This window comes from Vibrio sp. GLN_1, from assembly GCF_043106015.1.
Taxonomy (GTDB): Bacteria; Pseudomonadota; Gammaproteobacteria; order Enterobacterales; family Vibrionaceae; genus Vibrio; species Vibrio parahaemolyticus.
Map to the genome: position 1 here is coordinate 214,264 of NZ_JBICMD010000014.1, position 19,338 is coordinate 233,601.

Below are 19,338 nucleotides of genomic sequence, written 5' to 3' on the forward strand. Positions count from 1 at the left end.
CATGAATACAACAAACTCGGTTAACCAACGCCTTTCATCGCTACGCGACGCAATGGCAAACTACAAGGTTTCGGCCTACATCGTCACAAACAATGATCCCCACAATAGTGAGTATTCCGCTGACCACTGGGCTGGACGCACGTGGATTTCTGGCTTTACTGGCTCGGCTGGTAATGTCGTCATAACTCAACAAGGCGGTGGATTGTGGACAGATGGTCGCTACTACATTCAAGCAGAAGAACAATTGCATGGAACAGGGTTAGACCTTTTCAAAGCGCGTCAGCCGGAAACCCCCACCATTCCTAAATGGCTTGCGAATACCCTCGACGAAAACAGCGCGATTGCCGTGGATGGACGCTCGATCAGCTACGCATTTTACCAAGAACTTAAACAAACGCTTGAGCCAAAGAACATCGAGATTGTTCTCGACCTCGATCTGATAACGCCAATCTGGACTGACCGCCCGAGCAGACCGAGCGCAGGAATTTTTGACCATCCGGTTGCATTTTCTGGTGTAGAAACCAAACAAAAACTCGCAGATATTCGTAAATGGCTCAATGAAAACCATGCGGACTGTTTATTGGTTTCAACCCTTGACGATGTGATGTGGACACTGAATATTCGTGGCGGTGACACGCTTTACTGCCCGGTTTCAGAATCCTACCTTATTGTCGAGCGAGACCGCGCGACGGCGTTCATCGATAAACAAAAGTTACCAGCCGAGATAGAGAAGAATCTGACTACGCAAGGTGTGAGCGTTCGTCACTACGAGTACGTCAGCCAGTATTTGAATCAGCAATGTGAAGGCTTGTCGCTTGCTTTTAGCCCGGTTTATACCGACAGTTTGTTGGTTAACTCCATTGAGCAGAACCTTTCATTAAAGCCAATGGCTTGCCCCGTCACCGACATGAAAGCCATCAAAAATCAGACCGAGTTAGCCAATCTCGAACAGTCATTGACGGACGATGGTGTGGCTGTCGTGAAGTTCATGAGCTGGTTAGAAGACCAAGTCCCAAGCGGGCTTGTTACTGAGCTGTCAGCCGAGGCTCAATTGAAAAGCTATCGCCGTCAAACTCGCCATTATGTGAGCGACAGTTTCCGCACGATTGCAGGCTTCGCCGCACATGGCGCGAAAATGCACTACGCCGCCGATGAAGAAAGCAATGCCGTTGTCAATGAAAGCAATTTCTTCCTTGTAGATTCAGGCGGCCAATACCTTGGCGGCACAACAGACATCACCCGTACTTTCCACTTCGGGTCACCGACCATTAAACAGCGCAAAGACTACACGTTAGTGCTGAAAGCGGTCATCCGACTGACTCAGACTCGATTTATGAAAGGCTCTACGGGTGCCAATCTCGACATCATGGCGCGAGGTGTGCTGTGGCAACATGGTATTGATTACAAATGCGGTACAGGACATGGTGTGGGTATTTGTTTGAATGTCCATGAAGGGCCACAAAACTTCTCGCAAAGCCACCGCGAAGTTGAGCTAAAACCTGGCATGGTGATCACCAATGAACCCGGTGTTTACCGTGAAGGTGAATACGGTGTTCGGATCGAAAACATCATGAAAGTGGTTGAAGTCGAGCAAAATGAGTTCGGTATTTTTTATGGCTTCGAGACCATTACGCTGGCACCAATCGCCACGAACATGCTTGATGTCTCTTTGCTAAGCCATGATGAAATTAACTGGCTAAATCAATACCATTCTCGCGTCTACCAAGCACTCAGCCCATCTCTTGATGAGCACGACAAAGCTTGGCTTCAGCGCGCAACTCAGTTTGTAGAGCTTTAGACAAACTGCCCTATCTCCCGATTTCATTTTCATTTCAAACTCCCTGTTTGATTGCCAGCCTTCGGGCTGGCTTTTTTGTCCGCCTATGTGCGCACCTCTTCTTGTTGCTGAAAGCTTTTCTTTGCACAAATAAATGCCAATGATTAACGCTCATTAGTCGTCACAGAAAACACTAAATACGCTCCGCCGATGACCAGATACAAAAACGCCCTGCCAATATGACAGGGCGTTTATTTGTGTCAAAATGCGCGTTACTCTCGGCAAGCTTCCGCGTCAAAATCTACAACAATCGCGGCATTTTCAAAACTGCCAGAGACTTTTATGTAGCCCCAATAATTGGCTTGGTTTGAAACGGTTATGCACTCTTTGTTACCAGCATTGTCTGACAAACCATGTAGGTTTGAACCATCTGGCCAGCCTAGATTGCTGTATTCAATTTTGAGGTCACCCGTGCCATTGCCAGTTGAGATAGCAATATTCGCATGTTCATTAACTGCCGGCACACTCAGCCAAATGGTTTGCTGATTTGACAAACAGACAGGCTCGCCAGCATTTAAACGACCACCACTCACTTTGCTTTGTACCGCGCAATTTTGCGGAAGCGTACTACTACCGCCAGTCGCCGAAACCGTCACATTGTGGGTCGCGGTAGCTGTCAAACCGTCATTATCTGTCACTGTTAAACTGACCGTGTACTGACCTTCACTCCCATATTGGTGCGTCGGCTGGGTTTGTGTGCTGGTCGTGCCATCACCGAAGTCCCACAACACACTGACGATTTGCCCGTCTGTATCCGTACTGTTCTCACTGCTGAATGTAATGCTTTCACCGACTTTTCCCTCATTGTTTGCGGTTATTACTGCATTAGGAGCGCCACCTGAAACCAATGACTGTTGCCACTGTTCAAACTCGCTCTGGTATAGGTTTGCCCATTGATTGATGGTCGCCTTGTAACTGCTCCAATTACCTTGGCGTGTTTCCACCAGCATTTGGTTTACATCATCTTTATGTCGCTCGAACATAAATCGAACGGCCAGATAGCCCCAGCGATAAATTCGGTCAACATCAAAACCATCGTATGTGGTTTCAAAAACCTCGCTCAAGGTGTAAGTTGAGCCGTCTTGAATCGTATCTAACGCCGCTTGATTGTCTTTTTCGTTTGCGATGTATTCTGCAATGCCTTCACTCCACCACACTACCTTTTCAGTTGGATGACCAAAACCGCCATAAAGGTCGAATCGGCCATCTAGGTAATGCACGTATTCATGTTCTAAGTTCCAAACAAAATGGTCAGGGTTAGCATAAGACGCTTCATAAGCGACAAAGTTAGGAATATTGCCCGGCTTGGACGGGTCACCCTCAAGGTACATGCCGCCGTTGTTGGTACTGATATCAAAGATTGGCCCCGCGTATTTACCGTAGTCGTCACTGGAATCAAAAATATTCACTTGAAGCTGTGTATTATGATCATCAGCGACTGGCTGTTCGCCAGTTTCCAAAGATTGATGAAAATACCCTTCTTCGTAACCCATTTTGCTACAAGCGGCCACATGCTGCTCTTGCGTCATGTTTTGCGACAAAATACGGATGGTTGGACTACAAGTGTAGGTTTGCGATAACACCAAACCTTTGAGCTTGGTTTCGAAATCACAAATTCCGTACTCGCTGCATTCGGCGTAGTAGGAGACCGTATCCGCAGCAGCAAGCCAAACGGCATCCCCTTTTCCGTACATCTCATAGCGAGCAAAAATATCTTTTAACTTGCTACTCACCGTTGTGGCAGCGCTGCCCGAATATTTGGTCAGACGCCCCAATTCACGACCCGCATTTGCCACCATAAACTCGTCGCTCGCTCCTATCGAGGACTCTCTCAACGCGAAGTCACCCAATGCTTTTGCAAGTTCGGTTTGGTTACCGATGGTTTGCAAATATTGGTCGTTCCACTGACCACCAAATAAGATGGTGAACACCCCATTCACCGCGTTGCGCATGTACCAGTTTTGAGCGTATTGGTCATTCCAGCGCATCAGCCACTCCGTCACTTGCGGTAAATAAGCGTGTTGCAGCCCCGCACTGTCCATCGTGATGATCACTTCACTTAATACCTTGCCGTGCGGGTCGCTGTTTTCGTAAAAATTAGCGTTGTTTACAAACGCGTCTACCGCCTCTTGCACTGCGGGCGTGACCCAAGAAACAAACGAGATATTGTTGTTGTAAAACTCGGCGTAATAGCCAGCGCGCAAATACAAGTACAAGGCTTCAAGCTCATCACTACCACCGCCAGTATAGGCCTTCGCCAAAGTCACCGTATGCTTTGCCACGTTATACATGTGGTCAGAATCAAACGCCGCTTCTTGCACTCGGCTTTGAGCAGAGAACAGCTCGTTGATGCAACTTGCACCTTGAGTTTTTATCGCGCTGATCAAGTCGTTGCTGTTGGTGGTTGTGAACGATTCTACGTCACAAACCACGCTTGACGCTTCAACCGATTGGATAGCCCGCGTACGTAACGTCTGTTTTGGTAGCTGTGGTAACAATTCTGTCGGTGCATACTCAGGCTGCGCCGTTTCTACACCGTGTTCGTGCTGATGATGTTCAACTTTCTCTGTGACTTGCGCTACTGGCTCGCTCATTGCGAACGCAGCAGTGCTGCTCAAGGTTGCCGCAATCGCGACGCTGAGGGTTTTCAGTTCCATCTTTGTTCTTCTATATAATGTGTTCCTTAAATGCCGATACCACGTGACATCACTTCGTGCTCTTTTCACAACAAAGAGCATCCTCATATAAATCTGATTGAGCTTTAAAATAAACAATTCATTAACAAACAAATTTAGCGGTATCACTTTTTAGTACCCAATTCGCCACACGACGAACTTTATTAAAATCGATTTGCTCAATAGACTTTGATGAACTAGCACTTAAAGACGCCACAACGAAGGATTTTGGCGTTATGAAAAAACCAAGCTACACTATCGCTCTCCCAACATATTTAGAATGAAATCTATGACCGATGCCGATATCGAACTTCAGCACCTGTGGTTAGAAATCCAAACGCAACGCTGGCAAAACGTGTCCCGTTTTTTATTCAGTTACTACTGCTATAAAAACAATTTAGTAAATAAAAACAACAAGGTTTGTTGGGAAACCGCCCGTGATGCATTGCCAGCCTCTATCAGCCTTAAAACTCGTAAACAGGCGGTTATTGAGCCTTTAGTTCCTGAAGAAACCGTGGTTGGTTTGCTCAAAGCCATCAGTAAAGATGGAGAGATGACGTTTGATGTAATGACGGCTACGCTTAACGCGTTTTTGCACTATGTGGTGATCAGCAAACAGGAGAAGCTACAGCTTAAACCTAACATGCCAGCGAGCTGGTATCAGCAGCATCACAGGCCAGTATTCGCCCGTTTTGAGCAAGCGGGAATAGAAATTCAACAAATCAAATAGCCCCCCTATCGAGCCGCAGACGTAAAAAAGCGCCACAAGGAGGCGCGTTCGGTCAAAGGGTGAGTAATTCCTGGACGAGAAAGCTCTGAGCAACCGAAAAAGGCTTATTTATTCTTGAATCCCACGAATACGGACATTGCGTCTGCGTAAGATCTCCAACGTCACGAGCAAACACACGGACATAAAAATCAGCAAGGTTGCAACAGCCAAAATTGTCGGGCTGATTTGTTCTCGGATCCCTGACCACATCTGCCTTGGGACGGTTTTTTGTTCTGCGCCCGTTAAAAACAACGCCACGACCACTTCATCAAACGACGTGCCAAACGCAAACAATCCACCGGAAATCATACCGGGACGGATCAACGGAAAAGTTACGTGCCTAAAGGTGTAAACCGGATTTGCGCCCAAACTGGCCGCCGCTTTGACGAGGCTTTGATCAAAACCACTCAGCGTCGCGCTCACAGTGATCACAACAAAAGGCGTACCTAGCGCGGCATGCGCTAAGATAATGCCAAAATACGTCTGAGATAAACCCAACCGAGTGTAGAAAAAATACATCGCAGCGGCAGAAATAATCACAGGCACAATCATTGGAGAAATCAGCAACGCCATAATGGCATTTCTAAACGGCAAATTGCTGTTGGCTAGCCCCAATGCGGCTAACGTACCCAGACCCGTCGCGATCAAAGTAGCCATGAGCGCAATAAACGTGCTGTTTTTGAGTGCTAATAACCACTGCTCATTGGTGAACATTTCTTGATACCAGCGTACAGAATAGGCGTCTGCGTCCAAGTTCAGCATACCTTCTGTAAACGTAAAATAAGGGGTGGCATTAAACGACAAGGGGATGATTGTCAGAATAGGCGCAATGAGAAAGAACAGCACCAGTCCACAAAATACCAAGTAGCCTGCGTAAGCCATTCTCTCACTTTTTGAAGCGTAGTTTGGTAGTGCCATGGTTATCCTCCTACCTTAATGTTATTTATGCCAACCACACGGTTAAACACATAAAACAGCGCGAGCACGACAAACAAAAGCAGCCCACCTAACGCCCCCGCCATTCCCCAGTTGAGCGAGGTTTGCATGTGGTACGCAATCATATTGGAGATCATTTGCCCACTCCTTCCACCCACGAGTGCCGGCGTAATGTAAAAACCAATCGAAAGAATGAACGTGAGCAACGCTCCAGCGCCAATCCCCGGTAAAGTAAGCGGCATGTAGACTTTGACGAATGCAACAAGAGGGGACGCCCCTAAGGAACGAGCAGCGCGGAAATACGTTGGACTGATGCCTTTCATTACACTGTAGAGCGGCAGAATCATAAAAGGCAATAAGATGTGTACCATAGAAACAACCGTACCAAAGGTATTGTGTATCATCTGAATTCGCTCAGACGTTAAACCAGACCAAATCAGTAAATCATTAATCACCCCCTGATTTTGCAACAACACAATCCAAGAGGTCGTACGGACCAATAGTGACGTCCAAAAAGGCAGTAGCACCACAATCAACAGCAAGTTGGCGCGTTTGTCTGGCAAGTTTGCTAACAGATACGCAACGGGATAAGCCATCAACAAACAAATCACGGTAATTAAGATCGACATCCAAAAGGTTTTAAAGAAAAGGTCAACGTAGATCTGCCGTTTTTCTGGTTGCGCTTCAATCTCGCCCATTTCGTTCACCTGCATATCCAATGCCGCAAGGTAATGGTTGACGGTTATCGCACCGCTCAGGTTCTTAAAAGCAACCCAATATTTTGCATCCGCCCAGCGTTTATCGAGCCTACTCAGTTCTTTTATTGACGTAGGAAGCACTTCTAAACGAGACAATTTTCGTCCCGTTTTCATCATCAAACTGCGCATGCCAGAGACTTCTATGTTCATGCGATTGGCGATTTTAGGAAGAGCTTTGGCCTCATACAGTGCCAGCAGCTCAACCGAAAATGCTTCTACCACTTCGGAATCTGGCAATCCTTGATAATCCCAATGCGCTAACGCTAGGATTGTTTTCGGCAAGGCCTGCGGAATATCTCGGTTGTCGACACTGCGATAAAGCATTTCTAAAATAGGAAACGCAAATGTGAGCAAAATAAAGCATACCAACGGCAACGTCAGCATGATTGAGCGTAGGTTTTTATTGCGCTCCGCTTTTTGCAGTTGGGCTCTGAGATCGCTCTGTTGGTGATTCACATGTCGTTCGATTTCCAGCACCGAATCTAACGAGGTTAGCTCTCGACTCATGCCGCCACCTCTTCGGTTTCTGGTTGAATCGCATCTAGCGCATGGCAATCTGTACTTTGCCACCCAATTCGACAAACCGTTCCCGGAATAAGGTTCAGATGCGTTCGGTTGTCGTTCGGCACTTTCACAACAAACTGACCAACCAGTTCAACGTCGACCACTAGACGATAATGATCTCCGTGATAAATTAGCTCACGCAGCACGCCTTCAATTTGGTTATCACACGATTCGTCATCAGGTTGGATGGAAATTTTCTCTGGTCGAATAGACAAGGTGGTGTGCTCGCCGTTTTGGGTCACTCGAACCGGTTTGGCAACGAAGTGAGCGGGGCCGACCTGGACTTGGCATCGCTCTGATTGCCACTCTTTTACCACACCCGAAAGCTGATTATTTTCACCAATAAACTGAGCGACGAACGCGTTACTCGGAGATTCATACAGTTCCGTTGGCGGGGCAAGTTGCTGCACTTCGCCTTGATTAAAAACTGCGATTCGGTCAGACATAGTGAGCGCTTCATCTTGGTCATGCGTGACATATAAAATCGTAATACCGAGCTTTTCGTGCAGGTGTTTAATCTCCATCTGCATTTGCTCACGAAGTTGCTTGTCCAACGCGCCCAAAGGCTCATCCATCAGGACGAGTTTCGGTTCAAACACAAGCGCCCTCGCTAACGCGACACGTTGTTGCTGCCCGCCAGATAACTGCTTGGGATAACGACTGGCAACGTGCCCTAACTCGACCATGTCCAGTGCGCTCTGTACTTTATTTTGAATGGTTTGATTATCGAGCTTGCGCACTTTTAGAGGAAAAGCGAGATTCTCCGCAATCGTCATGTGAGGAAACAGCGCGTAGTTTTGAAATACCATTCCGATGTCGCGTTTATGTGGCGCGAGATTGTTTACCGGAACGCCATCAATGTAAATCTCCCCGCCTGTTGCCGTTTCAAAACCCGCCAGCATCATCAGACACGTTGTTTTGCCTGATCCAGAAGGCCCCAACATGGTGACAAACTCTCCGGGTGCGATGTCTAAGTTGAAGTCTTTAACCACCAAGTTTGCACCGTCGTAGGTTTTCTTAACATGTTGAAAGCTCACATAATCCTTGTTTGCTGTGCTCATGGCATCCCTCCGTTCATTTTTGTATAGCGAAAATAAGTAGAGCGCCACAAAGCGCCCTACTCACTAGCTCAATTACAGATTGTATTTTGATAGGTCTAAGCGGGTAGCAAGCGCGTGCTCCACCATCTGGATCACTTGTTGACGCTCCTCACCTTTAAGCAGTTGGCGCGGTGCACGAACTTGCTCTGAACCACGGCCACACACTTGTTCAGCAAGCTTAATGCATTGAACCAGCGTAGGAATGGTGTCGAGACGCAGCAGAGGTAAGAACCAACGGTAAATTTCTAACGCTTCTGCATACCGGCCTTGGCTCGCCAGCTTGTAAATTGCAACGGATTCTTCTGGGAACGCATTGGTTAAGCCAGAAATCCAACCTGTCGCTCCTAACATCAGCGACTCAAGCGCAATGTCATCAACACCGCTGAACACGATAAAACGATCATCGAACTTGTTGTAAAGCTCAGTGATACGACGCGTGTCGGTAGTCGACTCTTTGATTGCAACAATGCTGTCAAACTCAGCCAGCTTCGCCATGATATCGAGATTTACATCGACGCCGTACGCAACAGGGTTGTTGTAAATCATGATAGGCATCTCTGGTGTCGCTTCTGCCAGCGTGCGGTAGTAATCATATGTTTCGCTTTCAGACGTGCGGTAAACCATCGCAGGCATCACCATACACCCGTCGATACCAATTTTATGCGCGTCTTGCATGTAATCGATAGCCGCAGTGGTAATTGACTCTGCCGTACCAGCAATAAGAGGAACACGACCATTAACCACTTCTTTGGCAGCTTGTAGCACCTGACGCTTTTCTTCCGGATATAGCGCGCAGTTCTCACCTACCGTACCAAGGCAAATAATGCCGTTCACACCATCTTTAATTTGGTTATCGATAACGGTTTGTGTTGCGTCTAGGTCAATGGATTGATCTTGACGAAACTGCGTACTGACTGCCGGATAAACACCTTTCCAATCTACTTTCATGAACTTCCTTTCCTTTATGTATATTGTATGCAATTTATAAAGACGAGCGAAAATGCTCAAATTTGGCTTTCAACGCCATGTTTTAACAACACCGCTTTTACTGCGGCTAAATCAGCCAAGGCACTGCCAACCGATTTATATAAGGTAATCACCTCGTCACTTTGACGCCCTTGCACTTGCTGAGCGCAAAGCTCAGGCAACTCCCCATAAATGCCTTCAGGTGTGAATACACCCTCTTGAATTGGGATCAGCAGATCTCCCGCTTCCGCCAACACATTGATGCGACTGTCGACATACACATTCGCTCGTTGTACCGAGACAGAATCACATTCACGCTTGTCTAAGTCGTGATTACCGACCAGATCAATGTGTGTTCCCGGCTGCACATCAGAGCCATTAAACAAAGGCTGAGCAGACGCAGTAATGCAACTGATGATGTCGACTTGATCAATCACTTGCTCAACGTTTTCGACCACAGACACAGAGAACTGGCGCTCTTCTGGCAGTGATTGATATTCAGAGGAAGACAGAATCTGATCCACCGTTGAGGCAGCCTTTTCTGGGTTTCGTCCCCAAACATAAACTTGTTTGAGTGGTCGAATCGCTGCGTAAGCCCACGCAAAATAAGGGGCTAAGTTGCCAGTACCACAAATCAACAAGCGGGAGGCGTTTTTGCGCGCTAAGTAATCGGCGGCTAAAGCAGATGCGGCAGCTGTACGCCAAAAAGTTAAGACTTTGCCGTCCACCAGCGCGATAGGTTCACCATCTCCGCGTTTGAAGACCAACAACTTAGATGCCAAAGTATCTTTACCTTGCAGGGGATTCTCAGGAAAGTAAGTAAATGCCTTAACGGCAATCAGTTCTTGGTTCCATGCAGGCAGTAAAGCAAAAGCTTCATACTTCCCCTCTTCTAATGACATCACTCTGCGCTGCGGAATCGTGGCAGGCTGTGCATAGATGTCTCGCATGGTTTCAATCAAAGAGTGCATACTCAAACTTCGCGCGACTTGCTGTGCATCGATGACTTTCATCACTTCTCCAAAATAGGTACGTTGAGTTCCAATTTGGGGTTTAACTCATCAATCGATAAATAAACCCCTACAGTTAACGCCTAATTAAGCAGCCAAGTATTGAACTCTTCATTCAACTCATCGGCATAATCAGACCACCATTCGTCGTTAATCAAAAACGCCGTTTTAAAGTTCTGAGGCGCGGTCGGCAGGTTCGCCAGAATCTCTGGGCTTACTTCTGCGGAAGAAGACTTACGAGTTGGGCCATACGCGACGTATTTAGCTTGATCTGCCAAAGGCTTAGTACCCGAAGAAAAAGCAATGAAATCGAGGGCAAGTTTGGTATTCGCGCTTCCTTTAGGAATAGCCCAGCCGTTCATATAACCCATTTGGTGATCCCAAATGATGCGAAATGGTTGGCCTTCATCTTTACGCGCGTTGTGTATCCGGCCATTGAAAGCAGACGCGATTACCACTTCTTTATCTGCCAACATTTGTGGTGGCTGCGCACCTGTCGTCCACCAAAGCACTTGCGGTTTGATGGTGTCGAGTTTGGCAAAGGCGCGTGCTCGCCCCTCTTCAGTTTCTAGTAGGCGGTAAACTTCGTCAGGTTTAACGCCATCGGCCAATAATGCCCATTCAAGGTTACCTTGAGGTTGCTTTTGTAGTGCTCGTCGACCGGGAAAGTTTGTTAAATCAAAAAGGTCCGTCAACTTGGTTGGAGCCGTTTTGCCTTTGAAAGCATCCTCGTTCACCGCTAAGACGGTCGATACGACAATGGTGTTAATCGCACACTCGTGGATCGCCCCATCGATGAAATCCTCTTTTGCTGGTGTCCCGTCAGCGCCGGGAGGCAGAATACTGGGGTTGACAGGTTCCAAAAGCCCTTCCGCGCAGCCTCGAACAATGTCTGGTTTATCCAGCGAGACCAAATCCCAACGCACGTTGTTTGCTTCTACTTGCGCTTTTATCTCAGCCAAACCGCCACTGAAATCCTCCGATACGATCTCAACACCAGTCTTTTGGACGAATGGTTTGTGGTAAGCCTCTACTTGGCTTTTGGTGAACGCGCCACCCCATGAGACGACCGTTAGTTTATCTTCAGCGTATGCCGAGGTACCCAACAGCATTCCCGAAATCAACATCACCAGTGGTGTTTTCGTCATTCGTGACATGGTTTACTCCTTTGGTTGTTTTTCTGGAGGTATCCGTTACGGCTGTTGGACACCACATTTGTTAAATTTTCGTTAACATTAGCATTAAATATATTTTATACAATATTTAATTTTAAAATTTTTTAGGCAAATCGCTGTAGTGTGAACGGCGCAATATTCACCGATGTTGGCTTATCTGCAACGAGCTCAGAGATTAGGTCTGCAGTGATCGCCGCTTGAGTCAATCCCAAGTGCTGATGACCAAATGCCAGTAATACCTTGCCATTAAAACACTGGTCGATTACCGGCAACGAGTCGATTGTTGAAGGTCGATTTCCCATCCACTTTTCCTGCTGTTTCAACGGATTTAAACCGGACTCAAACATCGCGTTCCCCTGCTGATACAACATCTCTGCGCGCTTCATGTTTGGTGGCGATTTCACATCGGCATACTCGACCGTTCCCGCCAAACGTAAGCCTTCAAACATGGGCGTCATAATGAACTTTCTGTCCGCAGAACTGATAGGAAACGGCAATGACTCACGCTTGTCATTCATCATGAGATGGTAGCCTCGCTCAGCTTGTATCGGGACATTCACACCGGTTAACTGGCGAACCAAAGCTTTAGAATGAACACCCGCTGCGACCACAATTTTGTCAAAAGACATTCGCTGAGTATTGACCAAGACATCGCCGTTTTTACTTACTGCGTCTACTTCTTCATGGACAAGTGAACCTCCGAGTTTTTCAAATGCATTACTTAGATCAACGCAGAGTTCATAAGGGTTTATTGTATGTCCTGTTTCTGGAAAAAAGACGCCAAACCGAACCTTTTTGCTGAGTTCAGGAAGCCGACGTCGGATTTCGTTTTGCGTCCAAAGTTCGTACCGAACACCTTGTTCCGCTAACGCATCAAGCGTACTTTGATAACCTTCAAACAAGCTTTCGCTTTCAAACGTCAGCAGTGAACCATCCATCTTAATCAGCCCACTTTTTCCGATCGAATCTAATAGCAGATTCCAACTCTGAACGGCTCGCGTGTTAAGGCTTGTTATCGCCTGCGTGGAAGCTTCTGCCGCTGAAGGTTTCGCTTTCAATAAAAAACGTATCATCCAACCGACGGTATTGGGCAAGTCTTGCCAACGAATAGAAACTGGACTTGTCGAACTCAATAACATCTTAGGTAATTGAGGGATCAAGGCCGGCGTGGCAAGAGGAAAAACTTGCTCGGTCGCGATGTGCCCGGCATTACCTTTCGAGCACCCATTGCCCACTCCATTCGGATCAAAAATGGTGACGCGATACCCCTGCTGTTGCAGTTTTAAGCCAATCGACAAACCGATGATTCCCGCCCCTATAACCGCGATGCTTTGATTTCTGAGTTCTTCCTTACTCAACATGAATATGCTCCAAGTCACATTTGAAAAAGCAGATTGTATACAATATATTTTACATTACGATAACATCAAGCTCGTTCGATTCAACCCATTTCTTCAGCAAGGAGAGAAAAATGAGACAAGGAACCTTTTTCTGTATCGATGCCCATACCTGCGGAAACCCAGTAAGATTGGTGGCTGGTGGTGTTCCACCACTTGAGGGCAACACGATGAGTGAAAAGCGTCAGTATTTCTTAGAGCATTATGATTGGATTCGACAAGCACTGATGTTTGAACCGCGTGGCCACTCAATGATGTCGGGCTCCGTTGTTTTACCGCCTTGCAGCGACAATGCAGATGCTTCCATCCTTTTTATTGAAACCAGCGGCTGCCTGCCTATGTGTGGACACGGCACTATTGGTACAGTGACCACCGCCATCGAAAATCGTTTGATTACGCCGAAAGAAGAAGGCCGTTTGATCCTCGACGTGCCAGCCGGCCAAATAGAAGTCCACTACCAAACCAAAGGTGACAAGGTCACGTCAGTAAAGATTTTTAATGTTCCAGCTTATCTTGCGCATCAAGATGTCACGGTTGAAATCGAAGGTTTGGGAGAAATCACGGTAGATGTCGCTTATGGCGGCAACTACTACGTCATTGTTGATCCACAAGAAAATTATGCGGGACTCGAACACTACTCCCCTGATGAGATTTTAATGCTCTCCCCCAAAGTGCGCACCGCCGTTTCTAATGCAGTGGAATGCATCCATCCAAATGATCCCACGGTTTGCGGCGTTTCCCATGTACTTTGGACAGGGAAACCAACGCAAGACGGCGCAACGGCTCGCAATGCCGTTTTTTATGGCGATAAAGCGCTCGACCGATCGCCATGTGGAACTGGCACGAGCGCACGCATGGCGCAATGGCACGCGAAAGGAAAACTCAAATCAGGCGAAGATTTCGTGCATGAAAGCATCATCGGCAGCCTATTTAACGGCCGTATTGAGGGCATCACCGAAGTAAACGGGCAAACGGCGATTTTGCCGAGCATTGAAGGTTGGGCACAAGTCTATGGCCACAACACCATTTGGGTCGATGACGAAGACCCGTACGCGTACGGATTTGAAGTGAAATAAGGACAGTAAGGAAGAACAATGAATTCGCAAAACTCACAGGTGTTTTACGCCACCAACGCCTTTACCGGTGAACGATTAACGACGGCGTTTCCCGTTCATGGCGAGATAGAAGTTAACCAAGCTGCAGAAGCTGCAGCCAAAGTTGCACGCAGCTTTCGCCGACTCAGCAACGAAAAGCGCGCCAACCTACTCTGCTCTATTGCGTCAGAGTTAGAAGCAAGACGTGAAGATATTGTCGCGTGTGCGCATTTAGAAACAGCGCTTCCACAGGCACGTTTAGAGGGGGAAGTCGGCAGAACGGCTAACCAGCTTCGATTGTTCGCAGATGTTGTAAAATCGGGCAGTTATCATCAAGCTATCTTCGATACACCAAATCCTGAACGCCAACCTCTACCAAAGCCTGACATTCGTCGCCAACAAATTGCCATTGGCCCTGTCGCCGTCTTTGGCGCTTCGAACTTTCCGTTAGCATTCTCAGCCGCGGGTGGCGATACCGCATCTGCACTTGCGGCTGGCTGTCCGGTTATTGTTAAAGGTCATACCGCGCATCCGGGAACGAGCCAAATCGTCGCCGAATGTATTGAAAACGCACTGAACAAAGAAGACCTGCCTTCAGCTATTTTTACTTTGCTTCAAGGTAACAAACGTGAACTTGGCCAAGCGTTAGTGACACATCCAAAGATTAAAGCCGTTGGTTTCACAGGCTCAGTTGGCGGAGGGCGCGCCTTATTCAACCTTGCTCAACAGAGACCGGAGCCGATCCCTTTTTATGGAGAACTCGGCGCCATTAACCCAACCTTTATTCTCCCAGAAGCGATGAAAAACAACGCCTCACTTGCAGAGCAGTTTGTCGCATCAATGACCATGGGTTGCGGCCAGTTTTGTACAAAACCGGGAGTAGTGTTCGCGTTGAATACTCCAGAAACACAAGCCTTTATCGAAACCGCTCAGGCTTTGATTCGTCAACAGTCCCCTTCTACGCTTCTCACTCAAGGTATCCGAGAAACCTATGAGAACGAAGTCGTAAAGCGAGCCGCTGATCAGGGTATTAACGTGACTTACTCTCAGGCTGACTCTCCAAATGTCGCCTCTGCGCTGTTTGTCACCGACAGCCAAAACTGGCGCACAAGCCCAAAATGGGAAGAAGAGATTTTCGGCCCTCAATCAGTGATTGTTGTCTGTAAAGACTTCGAGGACTTACTCGATCTAAGTGAAACACTGGGCGGCACGCTCACCGCTACCATCCACGCGACTGAAGCAGATTCATCACTCGCTGAACAGTTGATTCCATGCCTGGAAGAAATTGCCGGACGCCTGGTGTTCAATGGCTGGCCAACTGGCGTAGAGGTTGGTTATGCGATGGTTCATGGTGGGCCGTATCCTGCGTCGACCCATGCGGCATCAACCTCTGTCGGAGCAGAGGCCATTCACCGTTGGTTACGCCCGGTCGCTTACCAAGCGTTGCCAGAAAGCTTGTTGCCCGATTCATTAAAAACGTCTAACCCGTTAAACATCCAACGCGCTATCGACGGTAAAACGTCATAACAGGCAACATACACTTAGCCAAATGGTTCAAAAAGGCACCAGTTGGTGCCTTTAAATTCACTCTACTTCTCAAAACCTTATTTCGTAGTTGGCTTAAGCCGGAAAAACAATAAACTACTAGAGTTAAATGGATTGGATACAATATTTATTTTTGAGGGGAGCCTTCAATGTCACAAAAACCTGTTTTTAAGACGCGTACTCAGCTCGTTGAAGAAGCAATTCGAACTCAGATCCTGAAGGGCGAGTTAAAAACTGGTCAGCCTTTACGTCAGGATGCGTTAGCAAAAGAGTTCAATGTCAGCCGAATTCCTGTGCGTGAAGCACTAGTACAATTGGAAGCGCAGGGTTTAGTCAGTTTCGAGCCACATAAAGGCGCGACAGTGACTGAACTGTCTCCAGATAAAATCGATGAGCTATTTGAACTGCGTGCAGTTGTGGAATGCCACATTCTGGAACGTGCGATTCAAAACATGACGGATGAAGATCTAGAACGCGCTCGTGAAGTTCGTGAACGCTTCGAAGCGGTGGTAAATAGTGGCGACGAAGTGGAAGAATGGAGTAACTATAACTACGAATTCCACAAAGCGTTATACGCTCCTGCCAACATGCCAGAAACCATGGATGTGATTTACAACTTAAATACCAAATGCGATCGCTACATTCGTATGCAGTTGTTATTCACCACAGGCATTAAAAAAGCGGAACAAGAACATTTGACCTTGTTTGAAATGTGCCAGAACAGAGATATTGATGGCGCAAAATATCTGTTGAAAAAACACATTCTAGAAGCAGGTACAGCTATTCGTAACTTGCTGTTAGAAAGACAGAGCCCAAATAACTAAACAGATAACTTAGGGGAATCACGGATGAATGTTGGACCTAAATTTCTGTTGGCGGCGCTGCGACAAAAAATAAAAGATGAAGGGCTGTGTTACAGCTCTTTATCAGAGAAAAGTGGCATTCCTCTCTCGAGTATTAAACGACACCTTCACAATCCCTCTCTCGGATTGGATAAAATTCTCCTCTACCTAAACTACCTAAATACTGACCTCATCGAGCTAGCCAATTTAGCCAACCAACTCCAGCATGAAAACGAACAAATGCTGACGGATGAACAAAGTGCACTCTTTCTCGAACACCCTTACCTCCTCGACTTCATCTATATGGTGACATCTCGAAATCTTGAGCCGAAAAAGATTGCGGAAATGTACAACCTAACGGAGACAAGCCTGCGTTTTTATCTCCGCATTGCGGAGATTCTCGGTTATGTGGAAGATTTTGGTGATGGTTTGTTTTATCGTTCCGGCCGCCGATTTTTGATGGAAGAAGGCTCAGATCTCGACTCTCTATTTCGTGAACGTTTTCAGAAAGAATCGCTTTCGCATGAAGTCAGCCCCGGTATTTGTATTGGCCGAATTCGTCTGACCGAAGCGCAGCGATTGCAGTTAGAAGATGATGTTTACAATAAGCTGGTCAAGTTCAATGCGCTCAATACCTCCAACCAAGATGGCGAGTTGACTAACGTTTTAATGCGTTGCACTCCAGGAACACAAATATTTTTCTCTGACGGATTACCCAATATTAATGGGGATTTATTAAAGTATGTTTCTCAGCTCAATCAACGTATTTAAATTAAATCGCACATACCAATATTAATTCCAAACTTAAAATAAATTGAACAAGTCAGTATACTTGTTCAAACCAATCCATTTAATTGACATTAAATTCTGTTAAAACACGTCATTTAAATATCCACATATAAATATACTGCTAAAACACTAACCTACCTTCCGTTAAACCTATCACAATATTTAAATATAAATTTGCGCATAAACAGTTGAAATTTATACATTCATCAATGCTAAGGAAATAAAAATAAGCAGATTAAATAATTATAAAATCATCACTTGTAGGGACATACAAATATGAAATTTCAGTATTCTATTGCAACGGCAGTTACTCTAGCGTTATTACAAGGCTGTGGTGGTGGCGACGGCGCTTCTCCATCCATCAATACGTCAACCAATTCGGCATGGACGCAAGGCGATTACAGTAAAACCTCTAACGAATTTGCCAACCGATGTGAAACGCCAAGAACGGGCTTAGATCCGTACGCGGGTTACCAACCATACCCAGACAAAGCAGGTTCAGCGTTGCAAGAAAAACTCTTTTTACGTGCTTTTACCAATGAAACCTACCTTTGGTACGATGAAGTACCGGATAGAAACCCAAGCTTTTACAGTAGTGTCATCGCTTATTTCCACTCACTCGTGACTTCTGAAACAACCGCAACGGGAAAAACGAAAGATCGCTTTCACTTCGCTATTCCTTATGAAGATGAAATGAAATCCTCACAATCGGGATTGGTTGCTGGGTTTGGATTTAATTGGTCGTTCATTCAAGCGACAGAGCCTCGAGACGTTCGTATTTCTTATACGGAAGACAACTCTCCAGCCGCATTAAACGGTATTGTTCGTGGAGATAAGTTAATAAAGATTGGCTCAATCGATGTGGTGAATACTTCAAATAACACAGAAATTAACACGATTAATACCACGCTATTTAGTCCAGAAATAAATAAAGAGTATTCGTTTACATTTGAAACTGTAGATGGATACAGAAAGTCTGTAATACTGAAAGCTGCAGATGTTGCGACTTCTCCGGTTCGTAATGCGAAAGTCATTGAGCACAACGGTAAAAAAGTCGGTTACCTGCAATACAACTCGTTCGAGCCAAGTGCACAAACACCGCTCATTAACGCCTTTAATAAATTGGCAGAAGCTCAGGTTGATGAAATTGTTATCGATTTACGATACAACGGCGGCGGTTTAGTGCTGCAATCTTCTCAAGTGGGATACATGCTCAGCGGCGCGGATAAAAATCGTGTCTTTAGTGAGCTTATTCACAACGATAAGATCATGAAAACCATACCTAATGGCGACAATGTATACCCATTTACTAACGTAGCCATCGACTGGGCAGCAGGCAAGTTCTCAGACCAAGTGTTGCCTACTCTAGGCAAGCAGCAAGTTTATGTGCTGACCTCTGGCGGTACTGCCTCTTCAAGTGAATTACTGATGAATGCACTGCGCGGTATTGATGTTAATGTTATCCAAATTGGCTCAACCACAATGGGTAAACCTTATGGATTCGCACCCGAGCAGAACTGTGGCACCATGTACTACACCATTCAGTTTAAATCTGCGAACGAAAAACAATTTGGCGACTTTGCCGACGGTTTTGTTCCAACACCTAAGAGCCAAATTAGCAGCAACCTTGGTTTAGATAATCGAGTTGAAGGTTGTTGGGTAGATGACGACTTAACGAAGCCGCTAGGCGATACATCCGAGCGCATGCTATCTGCCGCTCTCAACTACATGGATACAGGAACTTGTCCACAAGTGTCGCCTGCGAGTTTCAACACAATGCCACTTAACAGCGACTCTCCAGCACTTAAGGATCACCGTTCACCACTAAGAACAGAGGCTATACATGTTGAGATCAACTAGATCAAGGCGCGCAACAGCTAT

Annotated in this window: 15 protein-coding genes; 7 read left to right on the top strand and 8 right to left on the bottom strand. The window is 46.5% G+C overall.

The genetic code is table 11. From position 1 onward, the window contains the following. Position 1: 1 nt before the first annotated feature. On the top strand, positions 2 to 1,798 hold the full coding sequence (locus ACF8OV_RS05920; protein WP_203502686.1) for an aminopeptidase P family protein: 1,797 nt from the start codon (positions 2 to 4) through the stop codon (positions 1,796 to 1,798). Positions 1,799 to 2,049: 251 nt separating this feature from the next. On the opposite strand, the gene ACF8OV_RS05925 is transcribed toward ACF8OV_RS05920, so the two are convergent. Next, a complete protein-coding gene (locus ACF8OV_RS05925) occupies positions 2,050 to 4,494 on the bottom strand; it encodes a collagenase (protein ID WP_392404337.1) in 2,445 nt (814 codons plus the stop codon). Between the two features lie 307 nt (positions 4,495 to 4,801). On the opposite strand from ACF8OV_RS05925, the gene ACF8OV_RS05930 reads away from it, so the two are divergent. Continuing rightward, positions 4,802 to 5,242, top strand: coding sequence for a hypothetical protein (locus tag ACF8OV_RS05930; protein ID WP_005495452.1), 441 nt, complete (start codon positions 4,802 to 4,804; stop codon positions 5,240 to 5,242). A 108-nt stretch (positions 5,243 to 5,350) separates the two neighbouring features. Here the strand turns inward: ACF8OV_RS05930 and ACF8OV_RS05935 are convergent, their stop codons facing one another. The 7 genes from ACF8OV_RS05935 to ACF8OV_RS05965 all read right to left on the bottom strand — a co-directional run bounded on the left by ACF8OV_RS05935 (position 5,351) and on the right by ACF8OV_RS05965 (position 13,151). Beyond that, positions 5,351 to 6,199: an ABC transporter permease gene (locus ACF8OV_RS05935; RefSeq protein ID WP_005455010.1), complete on the bottom strand. Its 849-nt coding sequence runs from the start codon at positions 6,197 to 6,199 to the stop codon at positions 5,351 to 5,353. A 2-nt stretch (positions 6,200 to 6,201) separates the two neighbouring features. Next, positions 6,202 to 7,482, bottom strand: coding sequence for an ABC transporter permease (locus ACF8OV_RS05940; RefSeq protein ID WP_323230280.1), 1,281 nt, complete (start codon positions 7,480 to 7,482; stop codon positions 6,202 to 6,204). Continuing rightward, positions 7,479 to 8,600, bottom strand: coding sequence for an ABC transporter ATP-binding protein (locus tag ACF8OV_RS05945; RefSeq protein ID WP_025522365.1), 1,122 nt, complete (start codon positions 8,598 to 8,600; stop codon positions 7,479 to 7,481). Before ACF8OV_RS05945 ends, ACF8OV_RS05940 begins: the two co-directional genes overlap by 4 nt. Positions 8,601 to 8,672: 72 nt before the next feature. Beyond that, positions 8,673 to 9,587 (bottom strand): dihydrodipicolinate synthase family protein, encoded by a 915-nt coding sequence (locus tag ACF8OV_RS05950; protein ID WP_020840505.1) that lies wholly within the window; start codon positions 9,585 to 9,587, stop codon positions 8,673 to 8,675. A 56-nt stretch (positions 9,588 to 9,643) separates the two neighbouring features. Continuing rightward, a complete protein-coding gene (locus ACF8OV_RS05955; RefSeq protein ID WP_025540293.1) occupies positions 9,644 to 10,618 on the bottom strand; it encodes an ornithine cyclodeaminase family protein in 975 nt (324 codons plus the stop codon). An 80-nt stretch (positions 10,619 to 10,698) separates the two neighbouring features. Then, the gene (locus tag ACF8OV_RS05960) at positions 10,699 to 11,772 is read right to left on the bottom strand and encodes a polyamine ABC transporter substrate-binding protein (RefSeq protein ID WP_140362257.1); all 1,074 of its coding nucleotides are present in this window, start codon (positions 11,770 to 11,772) and stop codon (positions 10,699 to 10,701) included. A gap of 122 nt (positions 11,773 to 11,894) precedes the next feature. Continuing rightward, positions 11,895 to 13,151 (bottom strand): FAD-binding oxidoreductase, encoded by a 1,257-nt coding sequence (locus ACF8OV_RS05965; RefSeq protein ID WP_317676152.1) that lies wholly within the window; start codon positions 13,149 to 13,151, stop codon positions 11,895 to 11,897. A gap of 110 nt (positions 13,152 to 13,261) precedes the next feature. Here ACF8OV_RS05965 and ACF8OV_RS05970 point away from each other — a divergent pair, with 110 nt between their 5' ends. From ACF8OV_RS05970 to ACF8OV_RS05990, 5 genes are all read left to right on the top strand, one after another. Further along, entirely contained in the window at positions 13,262 to 14,263 is a 1,002-nt protein-coding gene (locus ACF8OV_RS05970) for a 4-hydroxyproline epimerase (RefSeq protein WP_020903878.1), read from the top strand. A gap of 18 nt (positions 14,264 to 14,281) precedes the next feature. Then, entirely contained in the window at positions 14,282 to 15,808 is a 1,527-nt protein-coding gene (locus ACF8OV_RS05975; RefSeq protein WP_203502712.1) for an aldehyde dehydrogenase (NADP(+)), read from the top strand. A 167-nt stretch (positions 15,809 to 15,975) separates the two neighbouring features. After that, on the top strand, positions 15,976 to 16,650 hold the full coding sequence (locus tag ACF8OV_RS05980) for a GntR family transcriptional regulator (RefSeq protein WP_005480641.1): 675 nt from the start codon (positions 15,976 to 15,978) through the stop codon (positions 16,648 to 16,650). A 24-nt stretch (positions 16,651 to 16,674) separates the two neighbouring features. Beyond that, on the top strand, positions 16,675 to 17,439 hold the full coding sequence (locus ACF8OV_RS05985) for a hypothetical protein (RefSeq protein WP_029841598.1): 765 nt from the start codon (positions 16,675 to 16,677) through the stop codon (positions 17,437 to 17,439). A gap of 294 nt (positions 17,440 to 17,733) precedes the next feature. Beyond that, positions 17,734 to 19,317, top strand: coding sequence for a S41 family peptidase (locus tag ACF8OV_RS05990; protein WP_069523449.1), 1,584 nt, complete (start codon positions 17,734 to 17,736; stop codon positions 19,315 to 19,317). Positions 19,318 to 19,338 lie beyond the last annotated feature (21 nt).